Genomic DNA, 22,380 nt, shown 5'->3' on the forward strand with positions numbered 1-22,380 from the left:
AGCCCCGAAGGGATTCAATACAAGCATTATAACATAAAAGAATAGGATAAGTAAATGCCAACTAAAACAACTATAAAATGCCCGAATTGTAACACAGACATAGATGTAAACGATATACTTTATCATCAGTTAGAAGATGAGTTAAAACAAAAAAATATATCTGAACAAAAAAAACTAAGAGATGAAGTAGAAGCTAAACGAAAAGAGTATAAACAAGCATTTGATACTTTAAAAGTTCAAGAAGAAGCCATCAAAGAACAACAAGAGAAGTTTGATGAAGAACTTAAAAAGGCTACACAACTACAACTAAAAATTGAAAAACAGAAACTTCAAGAGAGTATAAAAAAAGAGTTACAAGAGGAACAGAGTGAGTCTATTGCACTACTAAAAAAAGAGCTTGATGAAAAGTCAGATCAAGTAAAAGAGTTAAATAAATCTAAGGCTGAGATAGAGAAATTAAAAAGAGAAAAAGAAGAGATAACTTCAAAGGTTCAAGCAGAAGCAGAGATAGCTTTAACGCAAAGACTGCAAGTTGAAAAACAGGCGATTAAAAAAGCTTCAGATGAACAAAATGAACTTAAGTTAAAACAAAAAGAAGAACAACTCAAACAGCTTCAAGAACAATTACAAATAGCACAACGAAAAGCAGAACAAGGAAGTATGCAACTCCAAGGTGAGGTTCAAGAGTTGGCGATAGAAGAATATCTTGCGGATAAGTATCCTTTTGATGTGATAGAGGAGATTAAAAAAGGAGCTCGAGGTGCTGATTGTATTCAAATCGTGCATACTAGGGAGGTTCAAAACTGTGGAAAGATTTATTATGAGAGTAAACGCACAAAAGATTTTCAAAAAACTTGGATAGAAAAGTTTAAAGCAGATATGCGAGAAAAGAGTGTAGATATTGGCGTTTTAGTAACAGAGGTTTTACCATCTAGTTTGGACAGAATGGGTTTAGTTGATGGTGTTTGGGTTTGTACTTTTGAAGAGTTTAAAGGCTTATCTTCTGTGTTAAGAGATGGTGTCATCAAAATAAATCACGCTAAAAAAAGTGAAGAAAATAAAACAGATAAGATGAGTTTGCTCTATGGCTATTTAACAAGTGCAGAGTTTAGTATGCAGATAGAAGCAATAGTTGAAGGCTTTACAACCATGAAAACTGACTTGGAAACTGAAAAACGCTCAATGGCTAGGATTTGGAAACAAAGAGATAAGCAGATAGAAAAAGTTCTTGACAATACTATTGGTATGTATGGTTCCATAAAAGGTATAGCAGGGAACGCTATAGGTAATGTTAAGGTTTTGGAATTACCTTATAGTGATGAGGAAGATGTATAGATGCAAAAAAGAATGATTATACTTTTTGACTTAGATGGGACACTTATAGATTCTACAGATGCTATAGTTAGTACCTTTCATCACTCTTTTGATGTTCACGAAACAACTCGCCCCGCTGATGAAGAGATAATGGCTCTTATTGGTTATCCTCTTGATATTATGTACGTTAAGTTAGGTGTTGATAAAGATAAAGTTTGGGATTTTGTTGCTACATATAAAGAAGAATATAGAAAAATATCTACCTTTAAAACGACACTTTTAAAAGATGCTAAAGAAGCGGTGCAAGAGGCATATAAATTTGCAACACTTGGAATAGTGACAACAAAAACAGGAAAATATTCTAAAGTTTTAATGGAGTATTTTGACCTAATGAAATACTTTGAAGTATTAATAGGTAGAGAAGATGTAGAATATCCAAAACCAGATGCCCAACCAATATTAAAAGCCTTAGAAGCTTTAGATACTAAAGATGAGGATATTTGGATGATAGGGGATACAAAATTAGATCTCATTTCTGCTAAAAATGCAAAGGTCAACTCAATCGGAGTTTTAAGTGGTTACGGTAATTATGAAGCCTTAAATGAGCATACAAATATAATATTTAGTGATTCATTAAAAGCTATTAAATATTTAAAGAATACAACAACTTTCAACTACTCTTAAGAGCAACTTCTCTAAAATACCCTACATTAGAACTGAAAATTCTTATACAATAAAAATAAGGAGAATATATGCTAGAAATTAGATGGCATAGTCGTGCTGGTCAAGGTGCTGTAACAGGTGCAAAAGGTTTAGCGAATGTTATTTCTACAACTGGAAAAGAAGTACAAGCTTTTGCCTTTTACGGGTCTGCTAAGCGTGGAGCTTCAATGACAGCTTACAATCGTGTTGATGATAAAGTTATTATGAATCATGAAAAATATATGGAACCAGATTATGTATTTGTTATTGATCCTGCTTTAGCACTTACTACTGATGTTACTATTAGTGGTAAAGAAAATACAAAATATATTATTACTTCTCACTTAAGTACGGAAGAGTTAATTAAAGCTCAACCAAAACTAGAAGGAAAAGAAGTTTATACTGTTGATTGTATTAAAATTTCTCAAGAAACTATTGGTCGTGCGATTCCAAATACACCAATGCTTGGTGCATTTATGAAAATTTCTGGGATGTATGATATAGAATTTTTTAAAGAAAGCATGAAAAAAGTTTTAGGTAAATTACCACAGAAAATTATTGATGGTAATATGCTAGCAATTCAACGCGCATATGACGAAGTAAAGTAAAGGAGTTATGATGATGAAAAAAGGATGGGATGAGTTTGAAATCGGAGCTATGCTTCGTACATTCGATGGAAGCATTACGGACATTGCTGCAACTAGTCAAGAAGATCGTTCTTACTCACAAAGTAGTTCATATACAGCAAGTGTTGCTGATTGGCGATTAATTAAGCCAATATTTAACAAAGATTACTGTATTGACTGTCAATTTTGTTGGATTTATTGTCCAGATGTTTCAATTATATCAAGAGATAAAAAAATGGTTGGTATAGATATGGACCACTGTAAGGGTTGTGGAATTTGTGCTGAGGTTTGTCCAACAAATCCAAAATCACTTATAATGTTCCCAGAACAAGCCCAAGAAGAAGCAGAAATCACTTCGTGGCCTGCAAAAGATGAGGAGAAATAGTAATGGCATTTGATAAAATGGAATTAATCGATATAGAAGTATGGGATGGTAACTTTGCAGCGGCACAAGCACTAAGACAGTGTCAAGTAGATGTTGTTGCAGCTTACCCTATTACTCCATCAACTCCTATAGTTGAAGGTTATGCAAAATTCAAGTCTGATAACTATATTGAGGGTGAATTTGTAATGGTTGAGTCTGAGCATGCAGCTATGTCCGCATGTATTGGTGCTTCTGCGGCTGGTGGTCGTGTTGCAACTGCTACGTCTTCTCAAGGTCTCGCTCTTATGGTAGAAACACTTTACCAAGCATCTGGTATGCGTTTACCAATAGTTCTTAACCTTGTAAATCGTGCATTAGCTGCACCACTAAATGTTAATGGTGATCACTCTGACATGTATTTATCTCGTGATTCTGGTTGGATACAATTAGGTGCCTTTTCTCCACAAGAAGCTTATGACTTAAACTTCGTTGCTTTTAAAGTTTCTGAAGACCATGACATTAGACTTCCATCAGTTGTAAATCAAGATGGTTTTATGACATCTCATACAGCTCAGGGTGTAAAAACTATGGATGATGACACAGCATTTAATTTTGTTGGTACTTATAAACCGATGAATGATATGCTTGACTTTGAACATCCTGTAACTCATGGTGTACAAACTGAAGAAGATTGGCACTTTGAGCATAAAGCTCGTCAACATAATGACCTTATGACAAAAGTAAGCCCTAAAATTGATGAAGTATTTGCAGATTTTGCAAAGCTTACTGGTCGTCAATATAACCAAGTTGAGTGTTATGATATGGATGACGCAGATGTAGCAGTATTTTGTTTAGGTACTTCAGTTGAAACAGCTCGTGAAGTTGCAACTGAGATGAGGGCAAAAGGCATTAAAGCTGGTGTTGTTGGTCTTCGTGTAATTCGTCCTTTCCCATTTATGGCAGTAAGAGCGGCACTTAAAGATATAAAAGCAGTAGCAGTTCTTGACCGTTCATCTCCAAATGGTGCAGCAGGAGCAATGTTTAATGAGGTTGCTGGTTCGTTGATAAATACAGATTCAAATGTATTACTTTCTGGATATGTTTATGGTCTAGGTGGTCGTGATTTAACTAAGAAACATTTGGTAGATCTTTATACTGAGCTTCAAGCAAATGCAGATGCTGGTAAAATAACTACTCAACAACAACAGTTTATCGGTGTTCGTGGACCGAAACTAGCATACTTATAAGGAGAAGAAAATGAGTGAAATGAAAAAAATTAAAAATTTAAAAGAGTTCTCAACTTCTGCTGATAGATTTGAAGGTGCAAACCTTTTATGTCCAGGTTGTGCTCACTCTATTATCGTTCGTGAAGTTTTAAATGCAACAAATGATGATTTAGTATTAGCTGCGTCAACTGGCTGTCTAGAAGTTTGTACAGCTGTTTATCCATATACATCTTGGGATGCTTCTTGGATTCATATCGGTTTTGAAAATAGTTCTACTGCTGTTTCAGGTGCAGAAGCAATGTATAATGCACTTAAAACAAAAGGTCGTTTAAAGCAACCAGATCGTAAACCTAAGTTTGTAGCTTTTGGTGGAGATGGTTCATCTTACGATATTGGTTTTCAGTGGATTTCTGGTTGTATGGAAAGAAATCATAATATGATGTATGTTGTTCTTGATAATGAAGTATATGCAAACACAGGTGGTCAGCGTTCAAGTTCGACTCCTATTGGTTCATCTGCTACAACTTCACCTGCTGGCTCAATCTCTTATGGTGAAAAAAGAAATAAAAAAGATATGTTAGGTATCATGGCAGCACATAATATTCCGTATGCAGCACAAGTTTCTCCAAATAAATGGAAAGATATGATTAAAAAAATCCAAAAAGGTTTTGCAACAGAGGGTGCGACATTTATAAATGCTGTTTCTCCTTGTACAACTGAGTGGAAATTTGATCCTAAAGATACTATGCATTTAGCTGATTTATCAACAGATTCATTAGTATTCCCACTTTATGAAGTGATTCAAGGTAAAGAGTGGAATATCACTTATAGACCTAAAAATGTTGTGCCTGTTGAAGAGTATTTAGCAGCGCAAGGGCGTTTCAAGCACCTTTTTAAAGATGAGTATAAGTACTTAATCAAAGAGTGGCAAGAAAGAGTAGATGCTAACTGGGCGTATCTACAACGCCGTGAAGAAGCTAAAGTTTAAAAAAAGCTTTTAGCTTAGGCGCATCTTGCGTCTAACTCAGACACGGCAGGCTATTAGCCTAGCCTTAGTCTGAGTTAAACACAATCTACACCAAATCTAAAACTTTTTAGATTTTCCTATATAATTTTTTAACTTCAATAACTTTAAATTTAATCTTGCTACAATATCAACAATAAATATGAAATAAAATCAAGGAAATTATATTATGCCATTATTAGACTCTTTTACAGTTGACCACACAATCATGCCTGCTCCTGCAGTTCGTCGTGCTAAGGGAATGAAAACTCCATCTGGAGACGACATTACAGTTTATGATTTGCGTTTTGTAAAACCAAATGAAGAAGTACTTTCATCAGAAGGTATTCACACTTTAGAGCATCTGTTTGCTGGTTTTATGAGAGATCATTTAAACTCTAAAAATACTGAAATCATTGACCTGTCGCCAATGGGATGCAGAACAGGTTTTTATATGAGTGTGCTTGGTACACCAGATGAAGAAGTAGTCGCAGATGCATGGGAAGCTTCTATGAAAGATATATTAAATGTTAAAGAACAGCGAGATATACCAGAATTAAATATTTACCAATGTGGAACTTACAAAATGCACTCTCTTTCAGATGCAAAAGATATAGCATCTACCATTCTTCGTAAAGACATTGACATAATGGATAACGATGCTCTAGCTTTGGATTTGTCAAAAGTAGACCAATAGATGTATATTTTACTTCCAATGGACTCAGAAGAAGTCCAAGAAGCCGCATTAACCAAACTTGAAGATGTGAAAATTTGGACTCAGATACTTGTTGAAGAAGGTGAGTTGGTTGAAGTACTTCACGCAAAAGAAAAAGATGCTTTTGAAAATTTAAGTGAGTGTGTAGTGGTTACAAATGACAATGAATATGTTTGGCCTTTTATGGAAGTAAATATGATGGTTTTAGTAGCACATACTCAAACAAGTATAGATGCTATAGTTGAAGCATATTTATTTAAAGAACTGCACGATTTAGCTTACTAAATATTATGAATTTAGAACAGTTTTCCCAACTTTTTACTCCCTTACCAGGGAATCACTACTTAGAAGTTTGCACAAAAGAAGATGAAGTAACTAAACTTTTATCTTCTCTGATGAACAAAGTAGAGGGGGAACTAAGTGTTATTTTATACGATGAAGACAACCTAAAATTTTCAGAACCTTTTCGTGCAAGACCAAGAGAACATGATACGGTTATTTTTAAAGATGTTTTTTCAAAACATGAAAATAAAAAAATGATTTTAAAACTCTCTTACTTAACTCTTGCAAATGCAGCAAATGTTATCATAATAGAAAAAAAAGGTAACCTAAACCTTGAAGAAACTAAATCACTTTTACAAGAAATGGAATTTCGTTCTGCAAATGAGATAGATATTATAGAAGGTTATGATTTGATTGTGGCTAAGAAGATGCATATGTGGGGTAACGGTCTTTAGAAATGCCATCTTTTAACAATGAATTACACGCTATTACTTTAAGCAAAGATGGAACATATACCGCTTATTCTAAAGAGTATGACGAGCATTATCATTCAACAGAAGATGGAGCTTTAAATGAGTCACTTTTAAAGCATGTTCTGCCTGCTTTTAGTGAGGTGAAAGATAAAGATGAGATAAATATTTTAGATATTTGTTATGGTTTAGGTTTCAACACTTTAGCTACTCTTTATTATCATAAAAAAAACTCTTTGACTTCAAAATTAAATATTTATTCGCCAGAGTTAGATGCCATGCTTCTTTCTTCATTAAAAAATTTCACTTATCCAAAAGAGTTTGAAGATTTAAAAGAGATTATTTATAAGCTTTGTGAAGATGGAGTTTATGAAGATGAATTTTTTTATATAGAAATTTTTGTAGGAGATGCTAGAGAGTATGTTAGAAAATTTACAAATAAGTTTGATATAGTCTATCAAGATGCTTTTTCACCGAGTGCAAATCCGACACTTTGGACTTTAGAATATTTTGCAGATATAAAAAAAGCTATGAAGGAAGATGGGGTTTTAACAACTTACTCTATTGCTTTAGCAATTAGACTAGCTCTTTGGCAAAATGGTTTTAATGTTTATACAAATAGTTCTGAGAATATAAGAGTTTCAACATTGGCATCTATACAAAAATTACAGAATTTTAAAGAAGTTGATATGCCTCATAAAATATCTTGTAATCCAGATGCAAAGCCTCTTAGGGATTAATACCTAGCGCTTATAGCATCTACTTCATCCCAACTAAGAGTACCTTTTTGATGAGAGATTATGTGTGAAACATAACGAGCAAACATATCTGTTTCTATATTTACTTTTGTTCCTTTTTTATAGTTTTTAAAGAGTGTTTCTCTCATTGTAATGGGTATGATAGTTAGTCTAAAATTATCGATATTCACATCATTAACAGTTAAACTTACCCCATCAATAGTAATAGAACCTTTTGGTACAATATAAGGAATAAACTTTTTGTCAACACTTATAAAGATATCAAAAGAATTTCCACTATTTCTTACTTCTTTTATCGTTCCAATAGCGTCTATATGCCCTTGAACTATATGTCCTTCAAATCTATCACCCATCATCATGGCAGGTTCTATATGTACTTCATTTTTAAAATTTTCTAAGACTAGATGCTTTTGTGATTCTGGAGAAAGCTCTACACTAAAGCCATCACCAGTAAGTTTTACAACACTTAAACAAGCACCGTTTATGGCTATGGAATCACCAAGCTTTGCTTTGTACTTAGACCTGATACTTAACTCACTTCCAACGAAGCTCTTAACAGTTGCTATTTCTCTTATTAAACCTGTAAACATACTTTCTCCTAAAAAACTATTTTACCATCATTTTGCAAGTTCTTGATGATTTCTTTGGCTTTCGCGTGACCTTTATAAGCGGCTTCTCTACACAATTCAAGTGCCTTGTCATGATCTTGTTCACATCCAAAACCTTGATCATAAAGTTGACCTAAATTATATAAACCTTCTCCGATTCCACCATTTGCTGCTTTTTCAAAACACAGGAAGCATCTAGCCTCATCTACTTCTACCCCATGACCATCTTTATATAAAACACCAAGATTATTAAAAGACTCAAGGTGTCCTCTTTTTGCTCCCTCTTCATACCAAAAAGCAGCTTCTGAGTAATTTTGTAAACACCCAAGACCACGCTCTAACATAAGAGCTACTTCATACATAGCAGGTGGAACTTCTAACTCTGCTGCCTGCATGTGAAGTTCATGAGCCTTAAACTGGTCATGCTCTACACCACATAAACCATTCATATATAAAATAGCTAAATTAAAAATGGCATAAGGTTGTTTAAGCTCGGCTGCCTTTTCATAGTACTCAACTACTTTTTTATCATCTTTTTGACAAGCTATGGCATTTTGATACATATAACCTAAAGATGTCATAGCGTCTGCATTTGTAGATGCTAACTCTGTATAAAGCTCAAATGCTGTTTTAAAGTCTTGTTTGTTATATGCTTCATGTGCTTTTTTTATCATGATTATTTAAATACCTCTAGTAATCTTTATATATTATGCAAATCATACTGAAAAATGATAAAATTCGATTTAAATAAGGAAATTACAAATGAATTATGATGTAATAGTAGTTGGTGGTGGTCATGCTGGTATAGAAGCAGCCCTAGCATCTGCGAGAATTGGTAACAAAACTTTAATGATTTCAATGTTAGCAGAAAATGTTGGAGCAACAAGTTGTAATCCTGCAATTGGTGGTTTAGCAAAAGGGCATCTAGTTCGTGAGTTAGATGCACTTGGCGGTGAAATGGGACTTATAACTGATGAGGCTGGAATACAGTTTCGTATATTAAACCAAACAAAAGGTCCAGCCGTTCGTGGAAGTCGTGCTCAAATTGATATGGATAAATACCGAGTCATTGCACGAAATACTATTTTAAATACTCCAAATTTAGATTTAGCTCAAGAAATGGTAGAAAGTTTAGTTATCCAAGAAAAAAAAGTAACAGGCGTAAAAACCGACCTATTAAATGAATACAGTGCAAAAAAAGTCATCATTACAAGTGGAACATTTTTAAAAGGCATTATTCATATTGGTGAAGTTCAACAGGTTGGCGGTCGTTTTGGTGAGCAGACAAGTGTTGGTCTTAGTGATTCTTTGAGAAATGATTGTTCTTTAAGTATGGCAAGATTAAAAACAGGAACATGTGCAAGAATAGATAGTTCAACTATCGACTTTAGTGTAATGTCAGAGCAGGGCGGAGATGAGCTTCCAAGTCCTTTTAGTTTTAGAACATCTCGTGAAGAATTTCGTGCTACAAAAAAACAACTTCCATGTTTCATAGCTTATACAAACGAAACTACGCATAACATCATAGAGTCAAATTTTTATAGAGCACCACTTTTTACAGGTCAGATAGAAGGAAAAAGCCCTAGATATTGTCCAAGTATAGAAGATAAAGTAAGTAAATTTCGTGAAAAAGATAGACATCATCTTTTCATAGAACCACAAACAATAGACAATACTGAGTGTTACATAAATGGCATGAGTACATCTTTACCTCCAGAAGTTCAAAGAGAAATGATTCAATCAGTAGAAGGTATGGAGAATGCAAAGATTGTGCGTTATGGTTATGCAATAGAGTATGATTTTGTAGATCCAAGAGAACTTAAACACTCACTAGAAACTAAAAAAATTAGCGGATTATATCTAGCTGGACAAATCAATGGAACAACTGGTTATGAAGAAGCTGCTGCACAAGGCCTTATGGCTGGTATAAATGCATCTTTATCACTTCAAGGTAAAGAACCTCTCGTTCTTAGACGAGATGAAGCATATATAGGTGTTTTAATTGATGACTTGGTAACAAAAGGAACAAATGAGCCTTACCGTATGTTTACTTCTCGTGCGGAATATAGACTTTTACTTCGTGAAGAATCAGCAGATACTAGACTTAGTCATTATGGGCATGACTTGGGTCTTTTAAGTGATGAGTTTTATGAGGGTGTTAAGTTAAAAAACAAGCAGATTAAAGAAGGTGCTTTACTTTTAGAAAACACAAAATTCACTCCAAATAAAGAGTTTATAGCTGTCTTAGAAGAAATGGGAGAAGCTCCGATAAAAGATATTTCTACTGCTCAACAGTTAGTTGCTAGGAAATCATTTGATGTAGCAAAGATGATAAAAATAGTTCCTGAGTTGGGTATTCATAATGATTACATAAAAGAAGAAATTTTCGTAGAAGGAAAATATGCTCGTTATGTTGAAAAACAAACTCAAGAAATACAAAGAATGAAAAAATATTTAAAAATTAAGATACCAGATGGTTTTAATTTTAAAATAGTAAGTGGATTATCTAATGAAATAGTAGAGAAACTTGAAACTTTTAACCCTCCAACTCTTCAAGCTGCGATGCAAATAAGCGGAATAACTCCAGCAGCAATAGAGATACTTCATATTTATATAAAAATTGCACAAAAAAGAGAGAAAAATGCATAATCCTAAAATATACTACTATGTTCATACAGGTCATCGTATAGGTTTAGATAGGTTTAGAAGAGCGTGTACGATACTTAGACTTTTTAAAGATGTTGATATAACACTTTTATGTTCTGATTTTCGTATAGCACAAGTTGCTTGTGACTTTGGGATTGAGAAAAGTGTAGGGATTGATGTTGTTAGAAATATTCCACATATTGCAAATCAAGGAGATAAGTTAATCTTTGATTCTGATGAAGCAAATCCTATAATGCTTGAAGATATGAAACATTTTTTTTCATCTTTTGTGCATATCAAAAATGATATGGTAGTAGTAGATGATAAATATTTTAAAAAATATGATAAAACCATTGAAATTGCACTCTTTTTTGGCGATGATGATTATGAAAAAGATTTAGAGAAAAATTTTTCTTTTTTTAATGGATTAGATTTAGACTTACAGTTAGGATTTTATTATTTTTTAGATTATGAAGATATGTTAAGAGAAAAGTTTCCTCGGCATCATGAGTTTGAAGATTATGATGAGCTAATAACAAAATCTAAAATTTTAATCACACCATCCCCTCAGGCTGTTTTAGAAAATCTTGCATCTGGTGGAAAACCTATCTATATTCAAAGAGAGGACTATACTAGTAAATATCAAAAAATATTTGATAAACTAAATATCCCTGTTGTAAAAGGTTATGATAAAAAGCAACTTGTGATAATACTCGAATCTATAGACAATCATAACTATTACAAAGTGCAACAAAACAGCGTTCAAACCTATAAATTTATAAAAGAAAACTTAAATTTATGATTACTTAAAAGTAATTTAGTATATAATAAGCTTTTAAAATTCACACTAAAGTGAGCAAATATGCAAAACAGTAGCCGTAGAGGTTTTATGGGGAAAGCATTTGGTGCCGTTGCGGCAGTAGGTGCAGTAGGTTCATTGGTTGCAATGAAAAGTAGTTGGGATCCACTTCCAAGCGTTAAGGCAGCAGGTTTTACAACTCTTGATATGAGTATATATGAAGAGGGTGTTATGGTTACAGAGAAATGGAGAGGGAAACCAATCTTTGTACTTAAAAAATCTGCAGCAGTTATGGAACAAGAAAAGGGAAACGAAGCTGCTGAGGCTAGAAATATTAAAATTGGCGATGCTAACTATATGGTTGCTATTGGTCTTTGTACACACTTAGGCTGTATTCCAGCATTTAGACCAGCTGAAAATGATTTTTTATGTGCATGTCATGGTGGACAGTTTGAAGCATCTGGATTGGTTAAAAAAGTTCCACCACCGCGTGGCTTGGATATACCTCCATTTAGAATAGATGGTAATAAGTTGGTTTTAGGTGAAGTTGGACCAGAATTCCAGACGATGAAAGACACTGGCGTTACGCTATAAAAAGAGGAGAGTAAATGGCACATTTTACAAAGGCAACAAGTGTTAAAGATTGGTTAAACCAACGATTGGCAATTGAAAAAGTTGAAAAAGTTATGGCATCCGAATATTGGATTCCAAAAAATATAAACTTCTTGTGGGCGATGGGTATGGTTCTTGTAATCACTTTCGTTTTTCTTTTAGTTTCAGGTATATTTTTATTGATGTACTATGTACCAACTGTTGAGGGCGCATTTTATAGTGTAAACTATACTATTATGCGAGAAGTTGGTTTTGGTTGGTTATGGCGACATGTTCATGGTGTTGCGGCATCTGTTGTTTTCTTAATTATGTATATTCACATGTTTACAGGTATTTACTACGGCTCTTATAAAAAAGGTCGTGAGATGATTTGGTTATCGGGAATGTTACTATTTATTGCATTTTCAACTGAAGCATTTTCAGGATACATGTTACCATGGGGTCAAATGAGTTACTGGGCAGGTATGGTTATTACTAACCTTTTCTCTGGTGGTTCTTTACACGCTGATGGACTTGTTGAGTGGATTCGTGGGGATTATGTTCCTGCTCAAGCATTCTTAGGTCGTTTCTTTATGCTTCATGTGCTTCTAGTACCTATCGCAATTTTAGGTCTTATCGGTCTTCACTTTGCAGCATTAAGAATTCCTCATGTTAATAATCAAGATGGGGAAGAGATTGATTTTGATGTTGAGTCTAAAAAATATTTAGCTGGCGATAAAGCAGGAAGTAAAGTTATGCGTTTTGCAAATGACTTTATGTCTAAAGATATGATGGTTGTTGGAATTTATTTAATCTTCTTCTTCTATCTTGTATTTTACAACTATGGTTTCGCTATGGATCCTGTAAACTTTGACCCTGCTGATGGACTTAAGACTCCTGCGCATATTTATCCTGAGTGGTATTTTTTATGGTCTTATGAGATTCTTCGTCCTTTTTCTATTGATATTGGTTTAGTATTATTTGCTTTTGCACAAGGTATTTTCGTTGGTTTACCATTCTTAGATAGAAGTCCAAATGCTGTTCCTGCAAACCGTCGTGGATTATTTAAAATATGGTTCTGGGTAATGTTGTGTAACATGATTGTTCTTACAGCTATGGGTAAACTACCTCCAGAAGGTATATTTAGTCAAATCGGTTTAGTTTCGGCTATATTGTTTGTTGCTATGTGGGTAATTTTACCAATTATTACAACATTTGAAAAAAAGTTATAGGGAGATAAGATGAAAAATAAAGAACCATTAATATTAGCAGTCGTTGTATTCTTTTCGCTTGTAACTTATTATCTTGTTGAGCCTTTTGCTCATCATGAAATGCACAAGCAAGTAGAGAGTCAAAATTTTACATATGCAGATTTACCTGAGATTACAAAAACAGGAAATGTTGCAAATGGAAAAGAGTTAGTAACAAATGCAGGTTGTACAGGTTGTCACTCTATAACTGCAGAGGGTGTTCCTGCCCCTATGGATGCAGTTATGGCAGCTCAGAGTTATGGTGTGAATCCACCAGATTTAAGTAATGCTGGTGTAGTTTACGATGCTAAATTTCTAGCAGACTTGATTAAAAACCCTGCACATGCTTTAAATGTTGAGCATAAGTTTGATGAAGCTAAAGGTCAGATGCACCCAATGGTAGCATTTTACGGAATGGGTGGAGATATAGACCAAGAAATAGCTGATATGGTAGCTTATCTTAAGTCAATTGCTGTTAGTCCGTCTGAAGTAACACCTGTTATGGCATTTGAGAATGCTTGTGGTAGATGTCATGCTGTTAATTATGAAAAATGGACTCAAATTGGTACTAAACCAACATTTAAACATGAAAAAGACTCTTTAGCTTTTGATATTAAAGTATTAGAGTATCAAGATTCACTTAAAGCTTATATGGGTAAATTACCACCAGATTTAAGTATGTATATTCGTTCTCGTTCACAAGAGTTTATAGAAACTTTTGTTGAAAATCCTCAAAGTCATTTGCCAGGAACTTCTATGCCTCGTGTTGGTATAACAGCTGATAGTATGGATAAAATCGTTGAGTATATGTTAGATTCTGGAGATACTAAACGCCATGAAAGAGCATCCGTAGGTATGAAAGTTATGCTTTATACTCTAATCTTCGCTCTATTTGCTTTCTTGTGGAAAAAACAAGTTTGGAAAGACTTGCACTAGTTAAATGCGAAAGGAACGCACCACACTTTTGCTTTAGCAACGGTGGTGTCGGCATTTAGTGCCAGACATTCCTTTCGCTTAGAACCTTAAATAAGTTCTAATCTTTTTCAAAAACTACTAAAGTTCCACTTACTAAATCATGTAAAGCTCTTCTGTCTTTTGTGTAAAATGAAACGAATAAACCTAAAATAGTAGTAGCTGTAAATAAAAATGCTACAAATCTTAACATCGCTCTAAAAAATCCAATGTATTCCCCAGTTTTTGCATTAACTACTTTTAAATTATAAGCTTTTTTCCCAGGAGTTTGTCCAAGTTTACTTAAAAAGATACTATATATAACACCATAAGTAAGAGTTCCAAGAAGTGGTGCAAACTCTGAAGCTTGAAGAGCATCTTTACCACTTACTATAACATAGGTAACTATAAACATTACAGGCATATATATCATAAACATGTCAGTAATGAAGGCTTTGATTCTATTTACAACGCTAGCATGTATATATTTTGGTTTGACTTTATCGGTATTTTGTTTATTTTTAATATTTCTAAATCTCATAAAGAAGATTATAGCAAATTAGATATTGATTTTATATTATAAAATTTCAAAGAATTGAATGACAATTCACTCATTTTAGGCTAAATACTCATCAAAAGTAAACAAATAGCAAATAATATGTATAATTTAAACTTAATTTAAAAAATCTCCTTGTATAATAAACGTTAGAAGCAACTATCACTTTTTTATCAAAGTTTTAGTGCTGAATAAAACAGGAGAATTAATATGAAAAAAACTTTAGTTTCTTTAGCGGCAGCGTCGTTAATTGTTACATCTGCAATGGCAGCTGACAAAGGTATAGATATAGTAACAACTGGTCAAGCAGTAGTTTATTATGAAACTGGTTCTGATAATGGTAAGGGTGATACATCATTATTTAATCAAGATAACTCAGTAGCAAATGTTGGTGTTCAATTAAATTTAAATGCTGATCTTAAAAATAACTTTACTTTTGGCTCTCAAATCACTTATTTAGGTACGGCTGGTTTAAATAGAAATTTAGTTGGTGATACTGGTGTTAAGCAACTTGGTGGTAGTGCTCCTGTAACACAGGAATTTGGAGCAAGTAAGACTACTGATGATTTAGCATTAACAAAAATCTTTATTGCTAAGAAGATTGGAAATACTACAGTAAAAATTGGTCGTCAAGAACTTCCAAAATCACTTTCTCCATTAGCTTTTACTGAAGGTTGGAATGTATTCAAAAATACTTTTGAATCTATCTTAATAGTAAATTCTGATATCCCAAATACTACAATAGTTGGTGCTGCAGTTGGTGCAAGTACTAAATCTGCAGGTAATGGTTTAAGTGAAATGTCTAACTTAGGTGTTGTAACTTCTACTGGTAAAACACAAGTGGCTGGTTCTGCTTATATGTTGACTGTTCAAAATAAATCTATTCCTATGACTGCGATTACTGCTTCTTACTATAATTTATCTAAAGTGGATGGGCAAGCTGGTAGTTTAGTTCCTAATAGTGATATTGGTGCAGACGCTGTTTGGGTAGATGTTAAAGTAGCTGGTAAAGATTTACCGATGGGTCTTAAAGTTGGATTACAAGCTGGCTCAATTATGCCAGAAAGCAAACTTGATACTGTTAAATTTGCTAACACTACTGCATTTGGTGCAAAAATTGGTTTAAAACCTATAGATGCATTAACATTATGTTTAGCATATACTTCAGTTGATGGAGATAAAAGTAAGCACAATGTAGCAATCGTTAACACTGGTGGAATTAAGACACCTTTATATACTCAAATGGTATATAATCAAGATGCAATTTCTTTAGATGCAAATACTTTCATGATTAAAGGTGTTTATAACACTGGCGATTATGGTAAAATCATTGCTCAATACGCTGCTACAAGTGCTGGTGAAAAAAACAGATTAAATAGAAATGGAGAAAAGACTGATTATTCTGAATTTGACTTAATCTATAAAGTAAAAGCTGGTGGTATTCAATACTTCGCTGCTTGGGTTAATCGTTCTTGGTCAAAAGTTAATAGTACTATTGATAAAGAAGACAATCAAAACAAAATCCGTGTTTGGGCTCGTTACAACTTCTAGTAAGCATTTAGCTTAATAGACGCGATTTATCGCAAAACTTTATTCCCACGCAAAGCGTGGGAATATCTTCTTACATTAATTTTACTCAAAACTCTTTATGGTATAATTGTTACATGAAAAAACTGTACACTGAAACAGGTAAATATTTATATGATATATCCAAGATAATTCTGGGTTTAGCAATAATTACACCTATGATAAAAGATGAACAGATAAGTATTTTAGCTATTTTAATAGTACTTATTGTATTTTCAGTAGGTGCTGTTTTGATAAAAAAAGGAGAATGACATGAGCTTAGAAATCGCAACATTATTTTTATTGGCAGGTGTGCTATTAACCATATATATAATAAGTAAACTAGATAAAAAACATTCACGCCACTAAAATAAAAAGCTTAAAGGATTTATAATGGAATTTATTGTTATCGCAACTATTGCTTTTTTTATTGCAACTATAGTTTATGTTGGTATAAATGCAGGTGAAATGACTAACTAAAGTTTTCAAATGTATTAATATCAATCAAAACTCTTTATGATATAATTTCTCTAATATTAAATAAAAGAGAAACTTATGAAAATTACCAAAATTCTACTACTTTTAGCCATGCTTTTACTTATCACAGCATGTGGAAGCAAAACACCTTTTAAAGTTCAAAAGCCACTTGATAAAGCTTCTTTAGTTTACATTTATGCACTTTCACAAATAACAGAAGATGATGATGCTAGCGATCCAGAGTATAGTATCCGTATAAATAATAAACCATATATGCAAAGAATGAAAGAAGGTGAATATATAGTTTTAAATTTGAAGCCTCAAGCTATGAGTATTTCAGCTACAAAAAAAGAAATATCAGAACAAGTACTAGAGATGAATTTGGCAGTAGGAAAGACTTATTACCTAAAATTAAGTTCTTCTGAGGATGGTGTAGTTGATTTTAAACAAGTTGATAATACTACTGGCTCAAAAGAAATAATTAAAACAGGACTTGCTGGTTCATCAGAAGAATCAACAGAGAATATTATTACAGAATTTGTAAAGTCAACAGAGACAGAATCAATGGAAGTAAAAGCTGTAGCTCCTGCTGTCATCCCTGTTGCAACTCCACAAAAAGTAACTCCTCCTCCTGCTCAAAATATCTCTAAAACAGATGAGATTATGAAAGCTTACGAGATGAAAGAAAAAGGCATAGTTACTGATGAAGAATTTAAAGCCTTAAAAATAAACATATTAAACAAGTAGATAGATGTTAATAGATTCTTATGACAGAGTAGTAGACTATTTAAGAGTTTCAGTAACAGAACGATGTAACTTTAGATGCCAGTACTGTATGCCAGAAAAACCATTTTCATGGGTTCCAAAAGAGAACCTACTAAGTTTTGAAGAACTTTTTGAATTCATGAAAATAGCTATAGATGAAGGCGTGAACAAGATTCGCATTACTGGTGGCGAGCCACTTTTACGAGAAGATTTGGATAAGTTTATAAATATGATTTATACTTATAAGCCTAGTATAGATTTAGCAATGACTACAAATGCTTACTTGTTAAAAGGAACGGCACAAAAGTTAAAAGATGCAGGACTTAAGCGCATAAATGTAAGCATCGATACACTAAAACCTGAAGTAGCAAAAGATATTGCACAAAAAGATGTTTTAAAAAATGTACTTGCTGGTGTTGAAGAAGCACTAAAAGTTGGACTAAAAGTTAAAGTAAATATGGTTCCGATGAAAAATGTAAATGCAGATGAAATCATAGATGTTTTAGAGTATTGTAAAAAGCGTTCAATGAGCATAAGATTTATAGAGTATATGGAAAATTCTTTTGCATCTAAAGAGATAACAGGTTTAAAATCTGATGAACTTTTAAATATTTTAAGAACAAAGTATGAGTTTAGCGATGATGGCTTTGATGGCTCTTCTCCTTCTCATTATTTTACAATGAAAGATGGTTATAGATTTGGATTAATCGAGCCTTATGAAGATGACTTTTGTAAACAATGTAACCGCATAAGACTTACAGCAGAGGGTAATCTTATCCCTTGTCTTTACTTTGATGAAGCCATCAGTATTTCAAAGGCTATAAAATCAGGCGATATAAAAGCAGCAACGCAAGTACTTAAGGAAGTTATTAGAACAAAGCCTGAAAAAAATCGCTGGGGTGGAGATGACGCTGAAGTTTCAAGTCGTGCTTTTTATGAAACTGGTGGCTAGTAGTTGCTATATTTAGTTGAACATTTTTACTCCATTCAAGGTGAAGGGCGATATGTTGGTTCGCCATCTGTCTTTTTTCGTTTTGGTGGATGCAACCTTAAATGTGAAGGTTTTGGATGCAAAGAAACAGCATCTGATGGAACTTCGATACTTGGTTGCGATACTGTTTATGCAGTAAATAAAGAGCATTTTTCTAAAAACTGGATAGTTATAAATCAAGCACAAGAACTTTTAAATATTTTAAATATTTACGATTTACCTTTACGACCTGTGGATATTGTATTAACAGGAGGAGAGCCTCTTTTAAATTTAAATAATAAAATATTTTTAGAATTTTTGCAAAAACTTCATAAACAAGGTCATAGAGTTACCTTTGAAACAAATGCTACTATAAGCATAGATTTTGAAAAATATCCTATCTATAAAGAGTCTGTTTTTGCTTTGTCTGTAAAACTTTCTAACTCAGAGGAAAAGCTGCAAAAAAGAGTTAAAGGAGATGTTATTTACTCCATAGCTACAAACGCAAGAGAGGCTTTTTTTAAGTTTAGTATAGATGCTGAGTCTATAACTTTAGGGCTTGAAGAAGAGATAGAGAGTATTTTAATGCACTCAGCATCTACGCAAGTATACTGTATGCCTTTGGGTGGTAACAAGGAAGATGTTGAAGCAAATACACCTGCTCTTATAGAATTTTGCAAAGCAAAAGGTTATAATTTTTCTGATAGACTTCATATAAGAATATGGGATATAAATAAAGGAGTTTAAAGGTGATAATAAGAAAACTTTTTAAATTTGAAAACGCTCATATAGTTCGAGGTTGTTCAACTGTAAAATGTAGGAGTTCTTTGCATGGTCACTCTTATAGAGTAGAACTTCTTTTTGAATCTAACTTTTTAGATAATGGGCAAATGGTTTATGACTTTGGACTTATGAAGCAAAATATGAAAGCTTTAATAGAAAGTTTTGATCATAGCATTGCTATTTGGAGTGGCGATACACAAGAATATAAAGATGATATGAAAAAACATTCCACTCGATGGGTTGAGCTTCCAGTATCTCCCTCATGTGAGCAGTTTTCTCGTGTATTTTTTGTAATGATAGATAGACTTTTACAACTAACATCATGTGTAAATGGTGAAAAAGAAGTCAAGTTAAACAGTGTCATTGTTCACGAAACACAAACAGGTTATGCTCAAGCTTTTAACCAAGATGCTTACTCAAAAGAGATGGGTTATATACAGCTTGAAGATATAATATTTTCATATGAAGTTAAAAATGACTGGGTGGATTCTAAGCTGTGGGAGAAGATAAAAAAAGGTGATTGTTTTATAAATCCTAAAGAAGTCTAAATTAATATTTTTAGTTTGTAAGTAAATTCACTTTTTCTTTAGAAGTAAAACTCCATCTAATAGAAATGATTTTCACACTATCTCCAGATGCGATAAAGTCAACATCTTCATTTATCATGATATATGAGTTTGAAGATGCTAATGGACTAACCATTCCTGGAGCAAACTTTTCACATGCTTCAAAACTTGTTCCATCAAAAAAACCAGGTACTAAAGTTATGCGTCCTTTTTTAAGTTTATAGGCATTCTTCATCTTTGTATCTATTGGATTTATATATTTAGCTGTGTTACCGCTAAGTGCTAAAATAATACTTTGAGCAAAAAGTTCAAAATTTAAAGATGCAGCAAGTGGATTACCAGGAAGATTTAGAACTAAAGTATCATTAATAGTTCCAAAAGTCGTAGGTTTCCCAGGTTTGATTTGTACTTTGTCAAAATATGTTTGCATACCAAAAGCACCAAAAGCCTCTTTTGTATAGTCAGCATCTCCAACACTAACTCCACCAGAAGTGATGATAAGGTCACTATTTAAAGCACTTTTTATATGTTGTTTTAAATCATCTAAAGTATCTTTTGCAGTTCCTATAAAATCAACCTCACATCCAAACTCTAAAGCTCTAGAAGAAAGTGCAGGTGTATTTGTGTTATATAGTTGATAAGCTTCTACACTCTCAAAATGCATCTTAAGCTCACTCCCAGAAGCAAATAAAGCAATAACAGGCTTTTTATATACTTTTACATGGCTAATGCCTTGAGATGCTAAAAGAGTAACTTGATGAGCTTGTAACTTGTCTCCACTTTTTAAAAGTGTTTCGCCACTTTTAATGTCTTCTCCACAAAGTCTTATATGTCTAGCAAGAGTTAGATTTTGAGGTAACTCTACTCCATTTTCACATTCCTTTGTGTCTTCTTTAGGCACAATTAGCTCACACCCATCAGGAATTTTTGCACCTGTCATGATTTTAATTGCATAGCCATTTTCTAATACTTCATTTGAGTTATCACCAGCAAAAATAGTATGTTCAACTTTTACACACTTACCAGTATCTACGCTCTTCACAGCGTAGCCGTCCATTGCTGAGTTATCATAGGGAGGAAGATTATGACTTGCAACAATATCTTGAGCTAATACAAAACCTAATGCTGATTCTATTGGCAAAATTTTTAATGATTTTTTTTGAGAATTTTTGTATATTATTTCAAGTGCTTCTTTTATTGTAACTTCCATAATTCTTCTTTTAGTTGATTTGTAGTAATATTCCACCATGAATGAAATGTATGATATGAGTATTGTAACACATAACTATGGTGTTTTTGGAGTTTTAGGAATGATTTTCATCCACTTTTGGATGCTACTAAGAGCAAAAGATATAAAAAAATATGCAAGATTTATGTTGCTTTTTATGCCTTTTGGTATAACAACGATTGGAACAGTTATATTTACGGGTGTTATTATGATGGCATCTAAGCATCTAGACTTTAGTATTGAAAATATTATTATGATAATTTTTGCAATTGCTTTGATAGTCTTAGAAAATAAGCGTTCTAAAACACTTCAGCGTTTAGACAAAAAAGATGATTATGCACTTGATTATTATAAACCAGATGCATATAAAATATTTGCTATTGAAATATTTTTAACACTCTCTATATCAATTTGGATGTGGATTTGATATATATCTTAAATGCTGAGGCTTCAAAAGATAGTTTTGTTGTTAAAGGGGAACTTCATAAGTACCTTGTAAAAGTTCGTCGTCATACTCTTGGAGATAGGCTTGACTTTAGAAATCCAAATGAAATGAAGAGTTTATATAATTATGAGATAGTAGAGTTAGATGCTAAAAGGGTTACATTAAGCCTAGTAAACTCTAAAGAAAAAGAAGTAAAAGCTAAAAAAAGTCTGCATCTAGCTTGGTGTGTGATAGATGCCAAGTCCATAGAAAAAGTTTTACCAAGTTTAAGTGAGATTGGAGTGGATAAAATTTCTTTTATATCTTGTGATAGAAGTCAAAAAAATTTCAAGTTAGATTTTGATAGATTCTATAGAATTTTAGAAGCATCTATGCAACAATCTGGAAGAAGTAGTTTTGTAGAACTTGACAAATATAAAAATATAAAAGTTTTTTTAGAAAAATTTCCAGATACAAAAGTTTTTGATTTTTGTGAAAAAACTTTAACACAAACAAGTGATTTTAAAAGAGTTTTAGTAGGCTGTGAGGGTGGTTTTTCTGATAATGAGAGAGAACTTTTTCAGACCCAAGATACTTTTAGACTTGATACTCCAATGGTTCTTCGCTCTGAAAGTGCTGTTGTGGCAATAGCAAGTAAGATAATATTGTAAACTAAGATAAATTTTGATATAATTTCAGTTCTAAAAATCTGCACCCATACGGATTTAAAAAATATATAG

27 protein-coding genes are annotated in these 22,380 nt (G+C 33.0%); 23 read left to right on the plus strand and 4 right to left on the minus strand.

What is annotated here, in order from left to right; genetic code table 11:
- Nucleotides 1-54: 54 nt before the first annotated feature.
- From MOV42_RS01705 to MOV42_RS01750, 10 genes are all read left to right on the plus strand, one after another.
- Nucleotides 55-1,335 (plus strand): DUF2130 domain-containing protein, encoded by a 1,281-nt coding sequence (locus tag MOV42_RS01705; protein WP_324172092.1) that lies wholly within the window; start codon nucleotides 55-57, stop codon nucleotides 1,333-1,335.
- 12 nt (nucleotides 1,336-1,347) lie between these two features.
- Nucleotides 1,348-1,998 (plus strand): HAD family hydrolase, encoded by a 651-nt coding sequence (locus MOV42_RS01710; protein WP_324173044.1) that lies wholly within the window; start codon nucleotides 1,348-1,350, stop codon nucleotides 1,996-1,998.
- Nucleotides 1,999-2,066: 68 nt separating this feature from the next.
- Nucleotides 2,067-2,624 (plus strand): pyruvate flavodoxin oxidoreductase subunit gamma, encoded by a 558-nt coding sequence (locus tag MOV42_RS01715; RefSeq protein ID WP_324172093.1) that lies wholly within the window; start codon nucleotides 2,067-2,069, stop codon nucleotides 2,622-2,624.
- Between the two features lie 10 nt (nucleotides 2,625-2,634).
- The gene (locus tag MOV42_RS01720; RefSeq protein WP_324172094.1) at nucleotides 2,635-3,027 is read left to right on the plus strand and encodes a 4Fe-4S dicluster-binding protein; all 393 of its coding nucleotides are present in this window, start codon (nucleotides 2,635-2,637) and stop codon (nucleotides 3,025-3,027) included.
- Nucleotides 3,028-3,029: 2 nt separating this feature from the next.
- Nucleotides 3,030-4,253 carry a 2-oxoacid:ferredoxin oxidoreductase subunit alpha gene (locus MOV42_RS01725; protein ID WP_324172095.1) on the plus strand — a complete coding sequence of 408 codons (1,224 nt, stop codon included), beginning with the start codon at nucleotides 3,030-3,032 and terminating at the stop codon, nucleotides 4,251-4,253.
- A gap of 10 nt (nucleotides 4,254-4,263) precedes the next feature.
- A complete protein-coding gene (locus tag MOV42_RS01730) occupies nucleotides 4,264-5,220 on the plus strand; it encodes a thiamine pyrophosphate-dependent enzyme (protein ID WP_324172096.1) in 957 nt (318 codons plus the stop codon).
- Between the two features lie 205 nt (nucleotides 5,221-5,425).
- The gene (gene luxS / locus MOV42_RS01735; protein WP_324172097.1) at nucleotides 5,426-5,932 is read left to right on the plus strand and encodes an S-ribosylhomocysteine lyase; all 507 of its coding nucleotides are present in this window, start codon (nucleotides 5,426-5,428) and stop codon (nucleotides 5,930-5,932) included.
- A complete protein-coding gene (locus MOV42_RS01740; RefSeq protein ID WP_324172098.1) occupies nucleotides 5,933-6,235 on the plus strand; it encodes a hypothetical protein in 303 nt (100 codons plus the stop codon).
- 5 nt (nucleotides 6,236-6,240) lie between these two features.
- Complete coding sequence (locus MOV42_RS01745) at nucleotides 6,241-6,687, plus strand: hypothetical protein (RefSeq protein WP_324172099.1); 447 nt, start codon at nucleotides 6,241-6,243, stop codon at nucleotides 6,685-6,687.
- 2 nt (nucleotides 6,688-6,689) lie between these two features.
- A complete protein-coding gene (locus tag MOV42_RS01750) occupies nucleotides 6,690-7,442 on the plus strand; it encodes a tRNA (5-methylaminomethyl-2-thiouridine)(34)-methyltransferase MnmD (RefSeq protein ID WP_324172100.1) in 753 nt (250 codons plus the stop codon).
- Here MOV42_RS01750 and ribE read toward each other — a convergent pair.
- Both ribE and MOV42_RS01760 read right to left on the minus strand, forming a co-directional pair.
- Nucleotides 7,439-8,050, minus strand: coding sequence for a riboflavin synthase (gene ribE, locus MOV42_RS01755; protein WP_324172101.1), 612 nt, complete (start codon nucleotides 8,048-8,050; stop codon nucleotides 7,439-7,441). The two genes, MOV42_RS01750 and ribE, sit on opposite strands and share 4 nt — an antisense overlap.
- An 8-nt stretch (nucleotides 8,051-8,058) precedes the next feature.
- Nucleotides 8,059-8,742 (minus strand): tetratricopeptide repeat protein, encoded by a 684-nt coding sequence (locus MOV42_RS01760; RefSeq protein ID WP_324172102.1) that lies wholly within the window; start codon nucleotides 8,740-8,742, stop codon nucleotides 8,059-8,061.
- A gap of 88 nt (nucleotides 8,743-8,830) precedes the next feature.
- On the opposite strand from MOV42_RS01760, the gene mnmG reads away from it, so the two are divergent.
- From mnmG to MOV42_RS01785, 5 genes are read left to right on the plus strand one after another with little or no spacing between them, the layout of a single operon-like run.
- Nucleotides 8,831-10,717 (plus strand): tRNA uridine-5-carboxymethylaminomethyl(34) synthesis enzyme MnmG, encoded by a 1,887-nt coding sequence (gene mnmG, locus MOV42_RS01765; protein WP_324172103.1) that lies wholly within the window; start codon nucleotides 8,831-8,833, stop codon nucleotides 10,715-10,717.
- On the plus strand, nucleotides 10,710-11,516 hold the full coding sequence (locus MOV42_RS01770; protein WP_324172104.1) for a hypothetical protein: 807 nt from the start codon (nucleotides 10,710-10,712) through the stop codon (nucleotides 11,514-11,516). Before mnmG ends, MOV42_RS01770 begins: the two co-directional genes overlap by 8 nt.
- Before the next feature lie 60 nt (nucleotides 11,517-11,576).
- Complete coding sequence (petA, locus tag MOV42_RS01775; protein WP_324172105.1) at nucleotides 11,577-12,107, plus strand: ubiquinol-cytochrome c reductase iron-sulfur subunit; 531 nt, start codon at nucleotides 11,577-11,579, stop codon at nucleotides 12,105-12,107.
- A gap of 14 nt (nucleotides 12,108-12,121) precedes the next feature.
- The gene (locus tag MOV42_RS01780) at nucleotides 12,122-13,336 is read left to right on the plus strand and encodes a cytochrome bc complex cytochrome b subunit (protein WP_324172106.1); all 1,215 of its coding nucleotides are present in this window, start codon (nucleotides 12,122-12,124) and stop codon (nucleotides 13,334-13,336) included.
- A gap of 9 nt (nucleotides 13,337-13,345) precedes the next feature.
- On the plus strand, nucleotides 13,346-14,290 hold the full coding sequence (locus tag MOV42_RS01785; RefSeq protein ID WP_324172107.1) for a c-type cytochrome: 945 nt from the start codon (nucleotides 13,346-13,348) through the stop codon (nucleotides 14,288-14,290).
- A gap of 97 nt (nucleotides 14,291-14,387) precedes the next feature.
- On the opposite strand, the gene MOV42_RS01790 is transcribed toward MOV42_RS01785, so the two are convergent.
- On the minus strand, nucleotides 14,388-14,846 hold the full coding sequence (locus MOV42_RS01790; protein WP_324172108.1) for an RDD family protein: 459 nt from the start codon (nucleotides 14,844-14,846) through the stop codon (nucleotides 14,388-14,390).
- Nucleotides 14,847-15,071: 225 nt separating this feature from the next.
- Between MOV42_RS01790 and MOV42_RS01795 the strand changes: the two genes are divergently transcribed.
- From MOV42_RS01795 to MOV42_RS01820, 6 genes are all read left to right on the plus strand, one after another.
- Nucleotides 15,072-16,412, plus strand: a complete 1,341-nt coding sequence (locus MOV42_RS01795) for a hypothetical protein (RefSeq protein ID WP_324172109.1) — start codon at nucleotides 15,072-15,074, stop codon at nucleotides 16,410-16,412.
- A gap of 113 nt (nucleotides 16,413-16,525) precedes the next feature.
- Nucleotides 16,526-16,699: a DUF6722 family protein gene (locus tag MOV42_RS01800; RefSeq protein ID WP_324172110.1), complete on the plus strand. Its 174-nt coding sequence runs from the start codon at nucleotides 16,526-16,528 to the stop codon at nucleotides 16,697-16,699.
- A gap of 283 nt (nucleotides 16,700-16,982) precedes the next feature.
- Entirely contained in the window at nucleotides 16,983-17,651 is a 669-nt protein-coding gene (locus MOV42_RS01805) for a hypothetical protein (protein ID WP_324172111.1), read from the plus strand.
- Nucleotides 17,652-17,655: 4 nt separating this feature from the next.
- On the plus strand, nucleotides 17,656-18,621 hold the full coding sequence (moaA, locus tag MOV42_RS01810; protein ID WP_324172112.1) for a GTP 3',8-cyclase MoaA: 966 nt from the start codon (nucleotides 17,656-17,658) through the stop codon (nucleotides 18,619-18,621).
- Nucleotides 18,622-18,624: 3 nt separating this feature from the next.
- Nucleotides 18,625-19,386: a 7-carboxy-7-deazaguanine synthase QueE gene (locus tag MOV42_RS01815; RefSeq protein ID WP_324172113.1), complete on the plus strand. Its 762-nt coding sequence runs from the start codon at nucleotides 18,625-18,627 to the stop codon at nucleotides 19,384-19,386.
- 2 nt (nucleotides 19,387-19,388) lie between these two features.
- Nucleotides 19,389-19,970 carry a 6-carboxytetrahydropterin synthase gene (locus MOV42_RS01820; protein ID WP_324172114.1) on the plus strand — a complete coding sequence of 194 codons (582 nt, stop codon included), beginning with the start codon at nucleotides 19,389-19,391 and terminating at the stop codon, nucleotides 19,968-19,970.
- A gap of 10 nt (nucleotides 19,971-19,980) precedes the next feature.
- Here MOV42_RS01820 and MOV42_RS01825 read toward each other — a convergent pair whose 3' ends face one another.
- Nucleotides 19,981-21,198 (minus strand): molybdopterin molybdotransferase MoeA, encoded by a 1,218-nt coding sequence (locus MOV42_RS01825; RefSeq protein ID WP_324172115.1) that lies wholly within the window; start codon nucleotides 21,196-21,198, stop codon nucleotides 19,981-19,983.
- Between the two features lie 37 nt (nucleotides 21,199-21,235).
- On the opposite strand from MOV42_RS01825, the gene MOV42_RS01830 reads away from it, so the two are divergent.
- Together MOV42_RS01830 and MOV42_RS01835 are read left to right on the plus strand one after the other, a co-directional pair.
- Nucleotides 21,236-21,643 carry a hypothetical protein gene (locus MOV42_RS01830; protein ID WP_324172116.1) on the plus strand — a complete coding sequence of 136 codons (408 nt, stop codon included), beginning with the start codon at nucleotides 21,236-21,238 and terminating at the stop codon, nucleotides 21,641-21,643.
- On the plus strand, nucleotides 21,634-22,311 hold the full coding sequence (locus tag MOV42_RS01835) for a 16S rRNA (uracil(1498)-N(3))-methyltransferase (RefSeq protein WP_324172117.1): 678 nt from the start codon (nucleotides 21,634-21,636) through the stop codon (nucleotides 22,309-22,311). The genes MOV42_RS01830 and MOV42_RS01835 overlap by 10 nt, the downstream gene beginning before the upstream one ends.
- Nucleotides 22,312-22,380 lie beyond the last annotated feature (69 nt).

Source organism: Sulfurimonas sp. (genome assembly GCF_029027405.1).
Taxonomy (GTDB): Bacteria; Campylobacterota; Campylobacteria; order Campylobacterales; family Sulfurimonadaceae; genus Sulfurimonas.